Source organism: Mycobacterium sp. RTGN6, assembly GCF_033804605.1.
In the GTDB taxonomy this organism is placed as follows: domain Bacteria; phylum Actinomycetota; class Actinomycetes; order Mycobacteriales; family Mycobacteriaceae; genus Mycobacterium.
On sequence record NZ_JAPZKZ010000005.1, the window covers coordinates 224,861 to 241,635 of the forward strand.

Annotated in this window: 15 protein-coding genes; 6 read left to right on the forward strand and 9 right to left on the reverse strand. The window is 67.3% G+C overall.

Annotated features, from left to right (window positions below):
• Window positions 1-42: 42 nt before the first annotated feature.
• A complete protein-coding gene (locus tag SLQ33_RS14635) occupies window positions 43-1,074 on the reverse strand; it encodes an epoxyqueuosine reductase (protein ID WP_319454584.1) in 1,032 nt (343 codons plus the stop codon).
• Window positions 1,075-1,185: 111 nt separating this feature from the next.
• Between SLQ33_RS14635 and SLQ33_RS14640 the strand changes: the two genes are divergently transcribed.
• On the forward strand, window positions 1,186-1,719 hold the full coding sequence (locus SLQ33_RS14640; RefSeq protein WP_319454585.1) for a DUF6611 family protein: 534 nt from the start codon (window positions 1,186-1,188) through the stop codon (window positions 1,717-1,719).
• On the opposite strand, the gene SLQ33_RS14645 is transcribed toward SLQ33_RS14640, so the two are convergent.
• From SLQ33_RS14645 to SLQ33_RS14660, 4 genes are all read right to left on the reverse strand, one after another.
• Entirely contained in the window at window positions 1,716-2,564 is an 849-nt protein-coding gene (locus SLQ33_RS14645; RefSeq protein ID WP_413467649.1) for an ABC transporter permease, read from the reverse strand. The two genes, SLQ33_RS14640 and SLQ33_RS14645, sit on opposite strands and share 4 nt — an antisense overlap.
• Complete coding sequence (locus SLQ33_RS14650) at window positions 2,561-3,529, reverse strand: ATP-binding cassette domain-containing protein (protein WP_319454586.1); 969 nt, start codon at window positions 3,527-3,529, stop codon at window positions 2,561-2,563. Before SLQ33_RS14650 ends, SLQ33_RS14645 begins: the two co-directional genes overlap by 4 nt.
• A 138-nt stretch (window positions 3,530-3,667) precedes the next feature.
• Window positions 3,668-5,305, reverse strand: a complete 1,638-nt coding sequence (locus SLQ33_RS14655) for a fatty acyl-AMP ligase (RefSeq protein WP_319454587.1) — start codon at window positions 5,303-5,305, stop codon at window positions 3,668-3,670.
• 341 nt (window positions 5,306-5,646) lie between these two features.
• The gene (locus SLQ33_RS14660) at window positions 5,647-6,621 is read right to left on the reverse strand and encodes a 4-(cytidine 5'-diphospho)-2-C-methyl-D-erythritol kinase (RefSeq protein ID WP_319454588.1); all 975 of its coding nucleotides are present in this window, start codon (window positions 6,619-6,621) and stop codon (window positions 5,647-5,649) included.
• Between the two features lie 219 nt (window positions 6,622-6,840).
• Between SLQ33_RS14660 and SLQ33_RS14665 the strand changes: the two genes are divergently transcribed.
• Window positions 6,841-7,626 carry a serine/threonine-protein kinase gene (locus SLQ33_RS14665; RefSeq protein WP_319454589.1) on the forward strand — a complete coding sequence of 262 codons (786 nt, stop codon included), beginning with the start codon at window positions 6,841-6,843 and terminating at the stop codon, window positions 7,624-7,626.
• A gap of 57 nt (window positions 7,627-7,683) precedes the next feature.
• Here SLQ33_RS14665 and rsmA read toward each other — a convergent pair whose 3' ends face one another.
• From rsmA to SLQ33_RS14680, 3 genes are all read right to left on the reverse strand, one after another.
• Entirely contained in the window at window positions 7,684-8,631 is a 948-nt protein-coding gene (gene rsmA / locus SLQ33_RS14670; protein WP_319454590.1) for a 16S rRNA (adenine(1518)-N(6)/adenine(1519)-N(6))-dimethyltransferase RsmA, read from the reverse strand.
• Window positions 8,586-9,713, reverse strand: coding sequence for a transglycosylase family protein (locus SLQ33_RS14675; protein WP_319454591.1), 1,128 nt, complete (start codon window positions 9,711-9,713; stop codon window positions 8,586-8,588). Before SLQ33_RS14675 ends, rsmA begins: the two co-directional genes overlap by 46 nt.
• 112 nt (window positions 9,714-9,825) lie before the next feature.
• Window positions 9,826-10,659 carry a TatD family hydrolase gene (locus SLQ33_RS14680; RefSeq protein ID WP_319454592.1) on the reverse strand — a complete coding sequence of 278 codons (834 nt, stop codon included), beginning with the start codon at window positions 10,657-10,659 and terminating at the stop codon, window positions 9,826-9,828.
• Window positions 10,660-10,684: 25 nt separating this feature from the next.
• Here SLQ33_RS14680 and metG point away from each other — a divergent pair, with 25 nt between their 5' ends.
• The 4 genes from metG to SLQ33_RS14700 all read left to right on the forward strand — a co-directional run bounded on the left by metG (window position 10,685) and on the right by SLQ33_RS14700 (window position 15,745).
• Entirely contained in the window at window positions 10,685-12,235 is a 1,551-nt protein-coding gene (metG, locus tag SLQ33_RS14685) for a methionine--tRNA ligase (protein WP_319454593.1), read from the forward strand.
• Window positions 12,236-12,338: 103 nt separating this feature from the next.
• On the forward strand, window positions 12,339-13,517 hold the full coding sequence (locus tag SLQ33_RS14690; RefSeq protein WP_319454594.1) for an NAD(P)/FAD-dependent oxidoreductase: 1,179 nt from the start codon (window positions 12,339-12,341) through the stop codon (window positions 13,515-13,517).
• 28 nt (window positions 13,518-13,545) lie between these two features.
• A complete protein-coding gene (locus SLQ33_RS14695) occupies window positions 13,546-14,439 on the forward strand; it encodes an RNA polymerase sigma-70 factor (RefSeq protein ID WP_319454595.1) in 894 nt (297 codons plus the stop codon).
• Between the two features lie 43 nt (window positions 14,440-14,482).
• Window positions 14,483-15,745 carry an aminodeoxychorismate synthase component I gene (locus SLQ33_RS14700; protein WP_319454596.1) on the forward strand — a complete coding sequence of 421 codons (1,263 nt, stop codon included), beginning with the start codon at window positions 14,483-14,485 and terminating at the stop codon, window positions 15,743-15,745.
• A gap of 9 nt (window positions 15,746-15,754) precedes the next feature.
• Here the strand turns inward: SLQ33_RS14700 and SLQ33_RS14705 are convergent, their stop codons facing one another.
• Entirely contained in the window at window positions 15,755-16,741 is a 987-nt protein-coding gene (locus tag SLQ33_RS14705; protein WP_319454597.1) for an amidohydrolase family protein, read from the reverse strand.
• Window positions 16,742-16,775: the final 34 nt, after the last annotated feature.

A 16,775-nucleotide genomic window follows, 5' to 3' on the forward strand; every position in this document is an offset into this window, starting at 1 on the left:
ACACGCCGAGCGAAACCCCGAGTTTGCGCGCGCTCGCGGGGTTCAGCGGCCGCGGATTCCGCTGTCGACGACCTTGACCTTCTTGTGCGGATATCGCTTCTCGGCATGCGCCTTGGCGTCCGAGTCCGGCAGCACGTAGAGGGTTTCCTCCTTGTCCTGCAACGGTTTCAGGACCAGCTTGACGAACCCCTTTCGGTCCTCGAGATACGGCTCGATGACGTCCTCGCCTGCCGGGCACACCGCCAGGCAGTAGGCCGCCTTGTAGTTGGCCTTGAACGAGAGGCTCTGCCACATCGAGGCGTTCTCCGAATCGCTGACCCGCGAGCGGAAGTCGGCCGCGTCCTCGCTGTCGGCGATGGTCTGCGCCCAGTCGGTGAACCCGCCCATGAACTCGCGGTAGTTGTGCACCGAGCAGGCGACGAAGTCGAACTCGCCGTTCTTGCCGATCGCTCCGACCGGACAGGCTGCGACACACAGCTTGCACTCCAGGCACGGCGAGTAGTCCAGCGGCTCACCGTAACTGCTGACCGGGGCGGCGACCAGGATGGTGCCGAGCAGGATGAAATTGCCGAACTTCGGGTGGATCACATTGCGGTGGATGCCCATCACGCCAAGGCCCGAGGCCACCGCAACCGGTTTGTGCGCAACCACCCAGATGCGACCGGGGAACTTGTCCATCTCCATCGGGAAGGACATCGACGGGTTGACCGCGCGGTAGCCCGCGTCCTGCAGTGCCCGGGTGATGCGATGGGCTGCCTCGTTCATGATTTCGCCGCTGCGGTGGAACTCCTGATTGGCCACGCTGCGCGCGGTCGAGCGGACGTTGTCGCGGTTCATCTTCACCACCAGCGAGATGTAGCTCTGCGTTCCCGGCAACGCCGCATCGACGTGCTCGCGCTCGCCAGCGAGGTCGGGGTTGTCGACGCTGGCGAACGCGACGTCGTCCGCACCGGCCTCCAGGCAGATCCGGCGCAGCCAATCCGCGTCGAGCGGCCCGGGCCGCTGCGTGCGTCGGCCGCGGACCTTGCGCACCGTCGGATGGTCGGCCAGGCGTGACGGGAATTTGTCGCTCATGGCGCTGAGTATAGTCAACTATATTCAGCAATCGTCAAGATCGAACTCCGAGGCGTAAGGATCGCGTATGGACAGCGGCCAACGCGGCTGGACGGGCGTAGACCTGAATGTATGACTCGACTGGATCATTCGACGCGCCCACCGCTGTTGGAGCGGTTGCTCGACGGCGGGCGTACGTGGGGTTCATTGGACGTCGCGGCAGGGCGCTACGGCGTCACCCGATATCGCCTGGTCGTGTTCCCGCCCGGCATCGCCCGCGACCAGCGGATTCTGCTGCGCATCTGGCGGGCCTACCCGGTTTGGGGCATCGCGGCATGGCTGGTGGCGGAGATCGTCCTGATGCCGACGGTCGGTCCCGGTCTCGCACTGGCTGTCTCGACGGGTCTGACCGTGTTGGCGGGCCTGGTCGCGATGGCCCTGGCCGGCGACACGCGCGGCGAGGTCCGGTCCTTGACCGTGTTGCGGATGCTCGGCGTCGACGACGCGGCCTCCGCCGAGCAGTTCGAGGAACTACGCACGTTGGCCCACCTCCTGACCGACGCCGACGCCAGGCACGACGCAGGCACTCTGGGCCGCGTCGAACACGAGTCGGCGGTGTGGCGGGTCTACGAACGGATGGGCCTAGGACATCCCAGCGCGTCCTAGTCCGTCGTGCGGCGCGCGTAGGCGCGCAGCGCGAACGGGGCGATCACCGCGGTCATCGCGAGCGACCACAGGATGGTCGACAGCACCGGATGATGCAGCGGCAGTTGCGCATCCGGCGGCGCCACCGGGCCGTTGCCCCACAACTCGCGCATGGCCTGCGCCAGCGACGACACCGGGTTCCACTCAGCCATCACCCGCAGCCACTTGGGCATCGGCTCGGTGGGCGCAAACGTGTTGCCCAGGAAGGTGATCGGGAACAGGACGGTGAACATCACCCCGTTGACCGCCTCCACCGACCGCATCACCGAGCCGATCAGGATGCCGAACCAGATCATCCCGAACCCGAAGACCAGGATCAACGCGAAGGCGAGCACGGCTTCTGCGACGCCCCCGCGAATGCGCCACCCGATGCACAACCCGGTGATGGCCATGACGACCACGCCGATCGACGAGTGGATGAGCGACGCGACACTGCGGCCGATGAGCACCGACGACCGCCGGATGGGCAACGACCGGAACCGGTCGATGATGCCCTTCTCGACGTCGGCAGTGATACCCGACGCGACCACGAACGCGGTGAACACGATGGTCTGCGCCTGAATGCCGGGCAGGAGGAACTCGCGGTAGGAGACTCCGCCGGTGTTGGCGATCGACGCACCGAACACGAACGCGAACAGCAGCACGAACATGATGGGCTGCACGGTGACGTCGCTGAGCATCTCCGGCATACGCTTGGTGTGGATCATGTTGCGCTTCACCATGATCCACGACTGTTGCACGATGGTGGTGTTGCGCGTGGCGGGCCGCGACGTGTCGACTGCGGGCTTGTTCGCGACGGCGGTCACGCGCCGACCTCCTCGGCGGTGTCGTCCTCGGCGCGGTGGCCGGTGAGCGAAAGGAACACGTCGTCGAGGCTGGGCCGGGATAGCCCGATGTCGTCGACCTCGATGCGGGCCTCCTGCAGCCAGCCCGCCACCCTGGTCAGCTCGGCGATGCCCTCGGCCGCCGCGGTGAGCTGCCGCGCGCCGACGTCGACGTGGACCTCGGCCCCCGTCTTGGCGAGCAGGTCGCGGGCCGCGGGCAGGTCGGCAGCGTGTGACATGGTCACCACCAGGCTGGAATTGCCCGCCTGCTGCTTGAGTTGCAACGGGGTGCCTTCGGCGATGATCCGCCCGTGGTCGACGACGACGATGTGGTCGGCCAGCTGGTCGGCCTCCTCGAGGTACTGCGTGGTGAGCAGCAGGGTGGTGCCGCCTTTGACCAAGCCGCGCAACACCTCCCACAGGTCGCTGCGGCTGCGCGGATCCAGCCCGGTGGTGGGCTCGTCGAGGAACAACACGGGCGGCGACGCGATCAGGCTGACCGCGAGGTCGAGCCTGCGTCGCATGCCACCGGAGTACGACCTCACCGGCCGGTCGGCGGCCTCGACGATGTCGAACTGCTCGAGCAGCTGATCACCGAGGCGTCTGATGTCCTTGCGCCCGATGCCGTACAGCCCGCCGATCATCGTGATGTTCTCGCGGCCGGTGAGCAATTCGTCGACTGTCGCGGCCTGTCCCGTCAGCCCCATGTTGCGCCGGACCATGTCTGGTTGGGTACGCACGTCGTAACCGGCCACCCGCGCCGTCCCGCTGGTGGGCTGCGACAGCGTCGTCATCATCCGCACGGTGGTGGTCTTGCCCGCGCCGTTGGGTCCCAGCAGGCCAAGCACCGAGCCTTGCGGCACCGAGAAGCTGACCCCGTCGACGGCACGGTTGTCACCGAAGCACTTGACGAGTTCGATCGCCTCGATCGCGGGGCCGTCGGTCATGGCCCCCACGTTATCGACCGCCACCGACGGGCCGCCATTGCATTTCCTGCGCGGTCGACGCCGCGAGCGCACGCAAACTCCCGCGTGTCACCGGCGTGTCGGCCGCAGACACGCGCGCTCGCGGAAGAAAAGGTCGCGCTACCCGGTGACGAGCGAGACCGAGTTGGCGCGACGGAGCTTGCCCGACGGCGTCTTCGGGATGGTGCCCGGCCCGAGCACGACGACGTTGCGGGGCCGCACGTCGACCTCCGTGACGACCTCGTGCGCGACCTGGTGCTCGATGCGCCGCACCTCGACCGGATCCTGCCAGGCGTTGCATTCGACTGCGACGGCGAAGGTTTCGCGCGAGTGTCCGGCGTCGAGGCGGACGGCGACGGCACAACCGGGCCGGACCCCCTCGACGCGGCCCGCGGCACGCTCGATGTCGGTCGGGTAGATGTTGCGGCCCGCCATGATGATGACGTCCTTGACCCGGCCGCACACCACGATGTGGCCGTTCTCCATCTGATAGCCCAAGTCGCCGGTGTCGTACCAGCCATGCTTGTCCTGTGCCGGCAGGAAGCCGCCCATCGTGATGTAGCCGGGGGTCAGCGACTCGCCGCGCAGCTCGATGACGCCGACGCCGCGGGCGGGCATCACCTCACCGTTCTCGTCGACGACGCGGGCCTCGAGATCCTGCAGCAGCGGGCCGAGCGAGGCCAGCCGCCGGGTGTTGCCCTTGGTGGACGGGACGGCGCGGCGCAGCGCGGCCAAAAGGTCGGCGTCGACCTCGTCGACCACCAGTCCGGCCCCGCACTCGGAGAACGACACGGCCAGCGTCGTCTCGGCCATGCCGTACGCGGGCAGGATCGCGTCCGGCCGCAGCCCGAACGGCTTGCCCGCATCCAGCAGGTCCTCGACGTCGGCCGGTTCGACGGGCTCGGCGCCGGACAGCGCGAAGCGCAGCGTCGACAGGTCGTACTGCCCGGGCTCGGCCTGCTTGCGCAGCCGCTTGGCGAACAGCGCGTACGCGAAGTTCGGGGCGGCCGTCATGGTGCCCTTGTACTTGTCGATCAACTTGGCCCACAGCAGCGTGTCGCGCAGGAAGTCCATCGGGGTGACCTTGACGAGCTCGGCACCGAAGTACATCGGGATCGTCAGGAATCCGACCATGCCCATGTCGTGGAAGCAGGGCAGCCAGCTGACCATGACATCGGTCTTGACGTCGTACTGGGCGCCGACGAACATCGCCTCGGCGTTGGAGTAGATGTTGCGGTGCGTGATCTGCACTGCCTTGGGAGATCCCGTCGAGCCGGACGTCAGCTGCATCAGCGCGAGGTCGTCCTCACCCGTCTCGACGGGGTCGATCGGCTCGGCCTCGAGCAGGTCGGTGATCTTGAGCACCTTGATGCCCTTTTCCTCGAGCACGGGGATGGCGACCAGGAACGGCTCGGAGACGATCACGGCGTTGGCCTCGATCATGCCGATGACGTTCATGGTGTCCTCGGCCCACACGGCGAGGTCGGTACGAGGGGTTGGCTGGTGCAGCATCGTCAGGCTCGCGCCGCGCATCCACAACGCCTGCGCGGTGGGGGCGATCTCGACGGGGTAGCCCGCCAGCACGCCTACGGCGTCGCCGGGTCCGACCCCGGCCGCGGCCAGGCCGCCTGCGACACAACGCGCACGCTCGTGAACCTCGCCCCACGTGTGGCGAATGGGTTCGTGGGGTTCACCGGTGACCATGCCCGTCGTGACGGTGCGGGCATTGTGAAACATCTTCTCGGTAAATCTGCTCACGACAGTCTCCTGAGGTCAGGCGCCAATGCCAGTTCGTCTCGGTCTTCCATGCTCCAACTGTTCACGCGCGCTTTTGAAGAGGCGCGCGCACACAGTTGGGAAGCGGTTTCGTCACGAATCGGTGATCTTCCAGCGAACCGGGACGACGTTGTCCGGGCGAAACCGTCGGGGCCGCAGCTGGCGTCGCGCATGCCCCCACCGAGTTGACCGGTGGGAGATGCCGTGGCGTAGGACGCGTGACCGCTAGCATTCACCGTCGATCATCTTAAGAGACTCTTAAGTAACCTCCAAACTCTCCGGCGAAATGAGGCGTGGGTCACACTCCCGCGAGCGCTCGAACGTCACACCGTGCGTGACGGCGCCGGGACCACGCGAGCCCCGTGCACGGGCCCACTGGCGGCCCGCACAGTGCGGCACACCCCTTCACCGGCCAGTTGAACGCCGACGTCGATCGCCGACGACGCCGAGCCGCACAGGAAGGCACACGTGGGCCCGGAGCCGGACACGATGCCGGCCAGTGCGCCCGCGTCGGTACCCGCACGCAGGGTGCGACGCAGCCGGCCGTCCAGGCTCAGCGCGGCGGCCTGAAGGTCATTGCCAAGAAGCGGCGCCAGCTGCGCGGCGTCGCCGGAGGCCAGTGCGGCGAGCAGCGGCTCCGGATCGTCGAGCCACGGCGGTTGTTCGCGGTCGGGGTCGGCGCGCAGTCGGTCGAGTTCGGCGAACACCTTGGGCGTGGCCAGCCCGCCTTCGGCGAACGCCAACACCCAATGAAAGGTGTTGCGGGCCAGCACCGTAGCCAGCTGCTCACCGCGGCCAGTGCCGAGCGCGGTCCCGCCGTGCAACGCGAACGGCACGTCGCTACCCAGTTCCGCCGCCAAGGCGTGCAGATCGCGGCGCGGCACGCCCAACTCCCACAGGGCGTTGATCGCCACCAGCGCGCCGGCCGCATCGGCGCTGCCACCGGCCATCCCACCTGCCACGGGAATGGACTTCTCGATGGAGATCGCGACGTCGGGCGCGCGTCCGACGTGCTCGGCCAAGAGCTCGGCGGCCTGCCACGCCAGGTTGCGGCGGTCGGTCGGCAGTGTCCCGTCGTCACCGCCCTCGCCGGTGAGTTCCACCGAGAGCACGTCGGCGTTGCGGACCGTGATCTCGTCGAACAACGAAACGGCGTGGAAGACGGTGGTGAGTTCGTGATAGCCGTCGTCCCGGCTCTCCCCGACGCCCAGGTAGAGGTTGACCTTGCCTGGCACGCGCACCGTTACCGAACCAGTGGGCACCCACTCTGACGCGGTACTTCCGTCCGATGCAGGCACGACACGACAGTATCGCCGGGACGGCAGACAGAAACGCGGAACCGGAATTGAAGTGGTGAGATACCCCTCGTTGATCCCGCCGCTCGGCACCATGCGGTCCCGATACACAGGAACCTCACGCTAGTGTTTGCTCGGCGGGTGTGTCAAGGATCACAACCCGGCGGTGCTCGACGAGTGCAGGACCGCCGCGGACCCTACGCTGAAGGTGTGCTCGTCCCCATGGATCGCTACGAGGACTACGTCGTCGACGGTGTCGTTGGCCACGGCGGATCCGCAACGGTCTACCGAGCGCACCGGGTCACGTCACCCGAGGTGATGGTTGCCCTCAAGGTGCTCGACGACTACCACCAGGAAGCCCCTCACCTCACCCGCCTGCGGCGCGAGTTCGACTTTGCCAATGAGCTCGCCCATCCCCACATCGTGACCATGCTCGAGTGCGGACCCGCGTGGCTCGCAATGGAGTTGATCGGTGGCGGCGGCTCGACCAACCTCACCGAGCGGCCCGACGTGTTCGTCGCGCTGAGCCAGATCGCCGGCGCGCTCGACTACGCACACCAACGCGGCGTCGTCCACTGCGACGTGAAACCGACGAACATTCTGCTCGCGGAGGACTTCTCCGCAGGCGGCGCGATCCTGATCGACTTCGGCGTGGCCCGTTCGGTGGCGCAGGACGCAGGCCACCGCCTGACGCACGTGGAGGCCTCGCTGCCCTACAGCGCGCCCGAGGTGTTGCGCGGCCGTCCCCCCTCGCCCGCCGCCGACGAGTACGCACTGGCGTGCACGCTGGTCGAATTGCTCACCGGCTCACCGCCTTTCACCGCCCACACCGCCATGGCGCTGATCGAGGATCACCTGAACCACCCAGTTCCCCGATTTTCACACCAAATCGATTGGATACCAAGGGCATTCGACTCCATCCTGGCCAAGGCGATGGCCAAGGATCCCGAGCTGCGGTACGACACGTGCGGGGAATTCATCGCCATCGCCACCAGGGCCCTGAGCTAAGCCACAAAAACAATTGAGCCCCACGGCGTAATCGCCATGGGGCTCAACCGGTTTGGCTCAGAAGACGCGGACGTGCTGCTCGTCGGCGGGGTGCTCGGGATCCCACTGGCCCGAGCGCTGCAACAGCCGCACGAAGTCGTTGATGCTGAGCGTCTCGCCGCGGCGCGACGGGTCGATGCTGGCCGACAACAGCCGCTCGGCCGACTCGTTGCCCGAGCCCGCCCACTCGGCGAACGCGTTGCGCGACGTCTTGCGCCGCTGCGCGAAGGCGATGTCGATGAGCTCGAACACCTTGCTGCGGAAGCCGTCCTCGACCGGCCACGGCGATGTCTCATAGCGGTCGATGCGCACCAGCCCGGAGTACACGCGCGGAATCGGCCAGAACACCGTCGGCGACACCATCCCGTGGCGACGAACCTTGCCGTAGAAGCGCACCTTGGCGCTGGGGACGCCGTAGTCCTTGCCACCGGGCTCGGCGGCGAGCCGCTCGGCGACCTCGGCCTGAACCATCACCATGACGGTGCGGATCGACGGGAACTCGGCCAGCAGATGCAGCAGTGCGGGTACCGCGATGTTGTAGGGCAGGTTCGCGACCAGTGCGGTCGGCGGTTCGGCCAGGTCAGACGGAGCGATCTTGAGGATGTCGCTGTGCAACACCGTCAGCCGGCCGATCTCGCTGTGCGAGTGGTCTTGGACCGTCTTGGGGAGTTGACGCGCGAGCACGGGATCGATCTCGACGGCCGTCACCTTGGCGCCACGGTCGAGCAGCGCGAGCGTCAGGGACCCGAGTCCGGGGCCGACCTCGAGCACATGATCGTGGCGGTTGACGCCCGAAGCCGACACGATGCGACGAACAGTGTTCGCGTCGTGCACGAAGTTCTGGCCATATGCCTTACGCGGGCGGAAGTCGAGTTCCTTCGCCAGATGCCGTATCTCGGTCCGACCGAGAAGTCGTATCGTCAGGACGCCCCCAACCTTCCAGAACACACCGGCCAGGCGCCCCATCCTTGACGCGCCCGTGTTACCTCAGCAATTGCGATCTGTTCTTCTCTCGTAGCCAGATCCGCACGCTGAGCATACCTCAAACCACCGTTGCGCTCCCAGGTATTTTGATCAAATTGCACGCCACCGTAAAAACCGTTGCCTGTGTTTATAGACCAGTTACCACCTGCTTCGCATTGCGAGAGGGTGTCCCAAGTGCGCCCATTCGACACCGGCGGCACCTCGGTTCCGGGCTTCGCACCGACCCGCAAAACCCCCTCCTGAGCGGGCGTGAGCACGACATTGGCTACTGGCAGCCGACCCGTTTCTGCACCATTGACTGTAGATACAGCAAACGTCACGGTCTGCAGCCCAGGTGTTCCAGGATCGTCGACGATCTGACGACTCATGTTCAGTGTGAGATCCGGCACGATCTTGTTCGCCGGAGGTAACGGCATCTGCTCAGTCACCTTCTGGACACGAATGCGCGTCACCTTGATAACCATGCCATCGACTACTGGCGAGCTCGCGGCGGGTTCGACGGAATCGCTTTGCAGAAGTGGCACGGCCGCGGCCTCGAGCAAACCCGCCACGTTGGCTGCAGCGAGCTTTACCGTCCGGACGACCCCGCCGTCGTCGAGCTGCACCGTGCGCGCGCTGACCACCGGAAGGGACATTCCCTCGAGCGGTACGCGGCTGCCACGCGAGGCCGCTGCGGGTGCGGTGTCGGTCATCGAGAGCTGTGCCAACGCCTCCTGCACGGTGGACGCCGTGGTCCATACTTCGCGGCTGTTCTGCCCGTCGAGGGAGATCTGCAGGGGCCGACTGCGCCGCAGCACGATGGTGTCCGACTGGTGCACGTCCTGGTCGCCCGCGGGGTACAGATCGTCGCGTTCGCCCACGTCAAAGCCGTTTTCTCGGACGACGTCGAGCACGTGCGACTTCATCGTCGACACCGTCGTGGCGGCGCCGTCGACCGTCAGCGTCAACGTCTTGTGGGCCGATACCGCGTATCCACCGGCGAACGTCAAGGCCAGCAGCGTCGCCGCAAGGACGAATCGCAGCATCGGTGAGCGTGCTTCATCGAGCTTATTCAAGGCATTCAAGAGCGTCGTATCCCCGACTATCTGAGCTATCTGGTCCGCAGGCGCGAACCGTCGCCGCCGAACCGCTTCTATTACAGGACGGTAACGAAATCCCCAAGAGCCAGCAACTCGTCTAGCTGCGCAATCCGTAGGCTCGTGCGGCGTTCTGCGAAGTCTCGTGCGCCAGATCCTCGGCGGGACGCCCTACGACCTCGGACAACGCTCGCACAGTGTACGGAAGGCAGTACGACTCATTCGGTGCACCGCGGTAGGGATGCGGGGTCAGGAACGGCGCATCGGTCTCGACGAGCACTTGTGTAGGCGGCACCAATCGGGCCGCCTCGCGAATTTCTCGGGCGTTGCGGAAACTGACGCTGCCGGAGAAACTCAGCAGCCATCCGGCGTCCACGCACGCGCGCGCCATGTCCGGCCCCGACGAGAAACAGTGGAAGATCACCGTCTCCGGCGCCCCCTCCGCATTGAGTACGTCGAGCACCTCCGCGTCGGCCTCACGGTTGTGGATCATCAGCGGCTTGCCCGCGCGTTTCGCCAGCTCGATGTGCCACGCGAAGGCCTCCCGCTGCTCGGCCGGCTCGGCGCAGCCGTCGAGCTTGCCGGGCCAATACATGTCCATCCCTGTCTCTCCGACCGCGACGACCCGGGGGTGCGCAGAGAGCCGCTCGAGCTCGGCGCGCGCCTCGTCGTCGAGGGCGTTGGCGCGCGTCGGGTGCAGCGCGACGGCGGCGTAGACGCGAGGGTCCCAATCGGCGGCCTGGGTGGCCCACCGCGCCGAGGCCATGTCATCGGCGATCGTGACCACCGCTGTAACGCCGACGGCGGCGGCGCGGTCGAGGATCGCGCGCACGTCGTCGGCGTCGGAGGCACCGCATGCATCGAGGTGCGTGTGGGCGTCCACCAGCGGCGCCAACGGTTCCGGAGGTGGCGGCGGCTCGCGTCGGGAACTCACGCCCACACCCTAAGGTGACTTCGTGATGAGCAAGCCCCCGTACTACGTCACGACCGCGATCGCCTATCCCAACGGCGCCCCGCACATCGGGCACGCCTATGAGTACATTGCGACCGACGCGATCGCCCGGTTCAAGCGCCTCGACGGCTTCGACGTCCGCTTCCTGACCGGCACCGACGAGCACGGCCTGAAGATGGCCCAGACGGCGGCGGCCGAGGGCATTCCGACCGCAGCCCTCGCGCGACGCAACTCCGATGCGTTCCAGGCGATGCAGGACAAGCTCGGCATCTCGTTCGACCGCTTCATCCGCACCACCGACGCCGATCACATCGAGGCGTCGATCGCGATCTGGAACGCGATGAACGCCGCGGGTGACATCTATTTGGACGCCTATTCCGGTTGGTATTCGGTGCGCGACGAACGGTTCTTCACCGACGACGAGCTCGAGGTTCAGCCCGACGGCACCCGGATTTCCACCGAGACCGGCACGGAGGTCACGTGGACCGAGGAGCAGACCTACTTCTTCAAGCTGTCCGCCTACGCCGAGCGGCTGCTGGCGCACTATGCGGCGCACCCCGAGTTCATCGGGCCCGAGACCCGGCGCAACGAGATCGTCAGCTTCGTCTCGGGCGGGCTGCGGGACCTGTCCATTTCGCGCACCACATTCGACTGGGGGGTGCCGGTCCCAGGCCATCCCGACCACGTCATGTACGTCTGGGTCGATGCGCTGACCAACTATCTGACCGGGGCGGGATATCCGGACACGTCGTCGGAGGCATTCGAAAAGTACTGGCCCGCAGACCTTCACATGATCGGCAAGGACATCATCCGGTTCCACACGGTGTACTGGCCCGCCTTTCTGATGTCGGCCGGAATCGCGTTGCCCGAGCGGGTCTTCGTACACGGCTTCCTGCTCAACCGCGGCGAGAAGATGAGCAAGTCGGTGGGCAACGTCGTCGATCCCATCGCGCTGGTCGACGCTTTCGGGCTCGACCAGGTGCGCTACTTCCTGCTGCGCGAGGTGCCATTCGGGCAGGACGGAAGCTATGGCGAGGACGCGATCATCGGCCGCATCAACTCCGACCTCGCCAACGAGTTCGGCAACCTCGCCCAGCGGTCGCTGTCGATGGTGAACAAGAACCTGGACGGCGTCGTGCCCGCCCCCGGCGAGTTCACCGACGACGACCGGGAGTTGTTGGCGCTGGCCGACGGGCTGCTGCCCAAGGTGCGGGCCCACTACGACGTGCCCGCAATGCATCTCGCGCTCGAGGTGGTCTGGCTGATGCTCGGCGCGGCCAATCGGTACTTTTCGGCGCAGGAGCCGTGGGTGCTGCGCAAGTCCGAAGCGGCGGCCGACCAGGAGCGGTTCGGCACGGTGCTGTACGCGACGCTGGAGGTGGTGCGCATCGCCGCGCTGCTGGTGCAGCCGGTCATGCCCGACTCCGCGGCCAAGCTGCTGGACCTGCTGGGTCAGCCGGAGGATGAGCGCAGCTTCGGCGCCATCGGCACCCGGATCGCGCCTGGCACGGTGTTACCGAAGCCCGAGGGTGTGTTCCCGCGCTATCTAAGTGAGTGACCTGCGCCACAATCGGTGCAGCGGTGTCACACTTCGGCGGGCACCGGTGTCTTGAGGTCAGAACGGCTCGGTAGGCGAGCCGAATGATCTCGAAGGAGTAGTCATGACCGAGCACCTCAACGTCGTCGTGATCGGTGGCGGATACGCAGGCGTTATCGCCGCCAATCGCCTCCGACTCAACGGCGACGTTGCGATCACGCTGATCAACCCGCGCCCGGAGTTCGTCGAGCGGATCCGGTTGCACCAACTGGTCACCGGTTCCGACGACGCGGTGGTGGCCTACCCCGACATCCTCGGCGAGGGCATCAACCTCGTGGTCGACACCGCCGAGCACATAAACGCCGCGGCACGGACGGTGACGCTGGGTTCGGGTGACACCGTTGCCTACGACTACCTCATCTACGCAATCGGCAGCAAGGGCGCGACGTTGACGGTCCCCGGGGCAGCCGAATTCGCCCATCCCATCTCGGAATTGGAGCATGCCAAGCCGCTGCGGGACGCCGTGGCCGCCCTTCCGTCGGACGCCCCGGTCACAATCGTCGGCGCGGGCCCAACGGGCATCGAGACGGCCTCCGAAATGGGCGAGCAGGGCTACGCGGTGACGCTGGTGTGCGGCGGCCCCCTTGGCCCGTACCTGAGCAAGCCAGGTCGCAAGGCGGTGGCCAAGCGGATGCGCAAGCTGGGCGTCACGGTCGTCGACGGACCCGATACCCAGGTCACGGAGGTGCGCAACGGCTCGGTGGTGTTGGCCGACGGGCACGAACTCGCGAGTGCGCTCACCATCTGGACGGCCGGCTTCAGCGTGCCCGACCTGGCCGCCCGCAGCGGGCTGGCCACCGACGCGATCGGCCGGTTGCTCACCGACGAGACGCTGACCAGCGTCGACAACCCGTACATCGTCGCCGCCGGTGACGCCGCCGCCCCATCGGATTCACCGCTGCGGATGAGCTGCCAGGCGGCGATACCGCTGGGTGCGCAGGCCGCCAACACGGTGCTCAGCCGCATCGCGGGCACCGCACCCGCCGCAGTGAACCAGGCCTTCGTCGGTCAATGCATCAGCCTGGGCCGCAAGGGCGGCACCGTCCAACTCGCGCACCTCGACGACCGGGTGGTGCCGATCTACGTCGGCGGACGCACCGCGGCGTCGATCAAGGAGGCCGTCTGCAAGGGCACGATCTGGGGGCTGGCCCGCGAGGCCCGCAAACCAGGCTCGTACACCTGGCTCAAGGGCGGCAAGCGGGCGGAGCGGCTGGCCGGGGCGAAGGCGGCAGCCGTCCGATGAACGCCACGCCGCGCGCTCGGAGAGCGCCATGAAACCGGAGCACGAACACGCGGAGCGGTTCACGCTGCTGCGCCCGCTCCTGTTCACGATCGCGTACGAGATCCTCGGAACGGCAACGGAATCCGAGGACGTGCTGCAGGAGAGCTACCTGAGGTGGGCCGAGGTGGACCTGGCCACGGTCCAGGACACCAAGGCCTACCTCGCGCAACTCGTCACCCGGCAGGCACTCAATGCGCTTCGCGCACAAGCGCGTAGGCGGGAGGACTACGTGGGCCCGTGGCTGCCCGAACCGTTGCTCGTCGACTCAACCGACGCCTCGTCGGACGTCGTACTCGCCGAGTCGGTGTCGATGGCGATGCTGGTGGTGCTCGAGACGCTCAGCCCCGACGAACGCGCCGTGTTCGTGCTGCGCGAGGTGTTTGGCTTCAGTCACGACGAAATCGCCTCGGCGATAGGCAAGTCCAGCGCGGCAGTGCGTCAACTCGCGCATCGCGCACGCGAGCACGTCCAGGCCCGCCGCAAGCGGTTCGAGCCCGTCGACCCGAAGCTCTCGATGGAGTTGGCGACGCAGTTCTTCGCCACGGCGGCGACGGGCGACATGGATGGGTTGATGTCGATGCTGGCGCCCGACGTGGTGTGGACGGCCGATAGCGACGGCAAGGTGAGCGCGGCCAGGCGCCCCGTCACCGGTGCGGAGAAGGTGGGCCGACTCATCCTCGGCATGTTCCGCTACGCGGGCGACGACGGCCGCGTCGAGCTTGCCTTCTACAACGGCGCGCCTGCGGTGGTGCTGTACCTCGGCGACAAGCTGGAGGGCATCGTCACCGTCGAGCTCACCGACGGGAAGATCAGCCACTTCTACGCGATGCGCAATCCCGAGAAGCTGGGCGGAGTCACGGTGGCGCGGGATCTGTCGCGCTAGCGCCTCGGCGACCTCCCACCGCAGCGTCTGACAAGCTTGGCAGATGCGCGTCGAGCGGATCGCCGAGTCGCGCAGCGCTCCATCGGTGCTGCGCGCGGTCGCAGGCGCCGCCGCGCGGCTGAGCCTCCCGCCGCCCGCGGCGCTGACCGGCGACTGGTTCGGCTCGCGCGCAGTGATCGCACCCAGCGTCGCCATCGAGGCGGTCGCGGAGTCGGACGCGTTCGCCGTGGACCCCGGCACGCGCGGTGTTCACGTCGGCGGCGGCTGGGTCGGCTACCTGACCTACCCGGACCCAGGCGCCGACGATGCGGCAGCCCGCGTCCCGGCAGCCGCCGGCGGATGGACCGACGACGTACTTCGCCAAGATGACGACGGCGACTGGTGGTACGAAAACCTCTCCGGTGCAACGCCGCCCGGCTGGCTCGTCGATGCGCTCGGCACCTCACCCATACCCACGCCGTGGCAACTCGACTGGATCGCCCCCGACCGCGATGTCCACCACGCGGGGGTACTGGCATGCCTCGAGGCGATCCGCGCAGGCGAGGTGTACCAGGCGTGTGTGTGCACGCAGTTCGTCGGCGCATTGCGCGGCGCCCCCATCGACTTCTTCGCCGACGTCGTCGCGCTTACCGCGCCCGCGCGCGCCGCGTTCGTCGCAGGCGAATGGGGTGCGGTGGCGTCGCTGTCCCCCGAGCTCTTCCTGCGCCGCACCGGCGAGACGGTGACGTCGAGCCCCATCAAGGGCACGCTCCCACTGGACCGCCCTCCGTCGGCGCTGCGCGCATCGGTCAAGGACGTCGCGGAGAACGTGATGATCGTGGACCTGGTCCGCAACGACCTCAGCCGGGTCGCGGTGACGGGAAGCGTCACCGTGCCCGAACTGCTGGCCGTGCGACGGGCCCCAGGGGTGTGGCATCTGGTGTCGACGGTGTCCGCGCGCGTGCCCGTCGAGATCCCGATGTCCGGCGTGCTGGAAGCGATGTTCCCGCCCGCGTCGGTGACCGGGACGCCGAAGGCCCGGGCCCGTGAACTGCTTTCGACGTGGGAACCACGCAGCCGCGGAGTCTATTGCGGCACAGTGGGTTTTGCGTCACCGATGGCCGGGACCGAACTCAACGTGGCCATCCGCACCGTCGAGTTCGACGCCGCCGGACGGGCGGTGCTTGGCGTCGGCGGCGGCATCACCTCCGATTCCGATCCCGCCGCCGAGTGGCAGGAGTGCCTCGACAAGGCGGCGGCAATCGTCGGCGTTACGTGCAGCGCCAACCCCGCACCTGCGGCTCAGCGCGTCGTTTCGGCCCGCTGAAGCCAGAGCTCAGCGCCGGATTCCCGCGGCCAGCCGGTCCCAGTTGCCCGACGCGATCTTCTCGCGATCGGCATCGGCGAGCTCCGCTCCGTCGAGGAAGTCACGCGCGAGTCCGCCGTTGGTCGGGGCGAACGGGTAGTCCGCGGCGAACATGACCCGATCCACGCCGACGACCTCGAGCGCCCAACGCAGGTAGCGCTGACTGAAAACCCCTCCGGGAGTGACGTACACGTTGCTCCGCACGTACTCGGAGATCGGACGGTTTAGCCCCGCGATGGGCGTCAACCGGTCGATGCGGTCGAGGTAGAAGAGCACCATTTCACCCCAGTGCCCCAGGATCACCTGCAGTTCGGGGAACCGGTCGAAGACGCCGGCCAGGATCAACCGGAGCAATCCGACGCCGGCGTCGTAGTGCCAGCCGACGCCGTGGGTGGCGAACGCACCGTCGACGACGTCGGTGAACCCGCCGTAGTACGCGTTGCGCACCGCCTCCGGTGGCGTCTGGGGATGTAGGTAGAGCGGCACGCGGAGTGCTTCGGCGGCCTCGAACATCGGCCAGAACTCGGTGTGGTCGATGGAGCGATCCCGGACGCGGTTGAAGATCAGCGCCCCGTCGAACCCGAGCTTTCGGACGGCGCGCTCGAGTTCGGCGGCCGCGGCGTCCGGGCGCTGTGGCGCCAGCGTCGCGAAACCACGAAGGCGATCGGGATGGCGGGCCACCGCGTCGGCCGCGGTGTCGTTGCACACCGACTGCAATGCGACCGCGTCGGCGACGTCCAAGTTGAACAGACCGGGCGACGTCAGAGACAGCACCTGAGTGTCGACGCCTGCGTCGTCCATGACCGCAAGACGTTCGTCGCCTAGTGACTGCAGCCGGTGGCTCAGCTCGGCGTCGAAGGACTTGGTAGCCGGATCCTGCCACTTCGGATCGAGGGCTTGCCAGGCCCGGGCGACGTCGGGCGTTGCGTAATGTTCTTCCAGTCCAACGATTTTCACAGCAACTCCTCAGGTGTTCAGTAGCTCGCCACCC

Excerpts from the sequence above, each read along its gene's own strand:
- SLQ33_RS14635 (WP_319454584.1), bottom strand. The coding sequence starts at position 1,074 with ATGAGCGACAAATTCCCGTCACGCCTGGCCGACCATCCGACGGTGCGC.
- SLQ33_RS14640 (WP_319454585.1), top strand. The coding sequence starts at position 1,186 with ATGACTCGACTGGATCATTCGACGCGCCCACCGCTGTTGGAGCGGTTG.
- SLQ33_RS14650 (WP_319454586.1), bottom strand. The coding sequence starts at position 3,529 with ATGACCGACGGCCCCGCGATCGAGGCGATCGAACTCGTCAAGTGCTTC.
- SLQ33_RS14665 (WP_319454589.1), top strand. The coding sequence starts at position 6,841 with ATGGATCGCTACGAGGACTACGTCGTCGACGGTGTCGTTGGCCACGGC.
- rsmA (WP_319454590.1), bottom strand. The coding sequence starts at position 8,631 with ATGGGGCGCCTGGCCGGTGTGTTCTGGAAGGTTGGGGGCGTCCTGACG.
- metG (WP_319454593.1), top strand. The coding sequence starts at position 10,685 with ATGAGCAAGCCCCCGTACTACGTCACGACCGCGATCGCCTATCCCAAC.
- SLQ33_RS14690 (WP_319454594.1), top strand. The coding sequence starts at position 12,339 with ATGACCGAGCACCTCAACGTCGTCGTGATCGGTGGCGGATACGCAGGC.
- SLQ33_RS14695 (WP_319454595.1), top strand. The coding sequence starts at position 13,546 with ATGAAACCGGAGCACGAACACGCGGAGCGGTTCACGCTGCTGCGCCCG.
- SLQ33_RS14700 (WP_319454596.1), top strand. The coding sequence starts at position 14,483 with ATGCGCGTCGAGCGGATCGCCGAGTCGCGCAGCGCTCCATCGGTGCTG.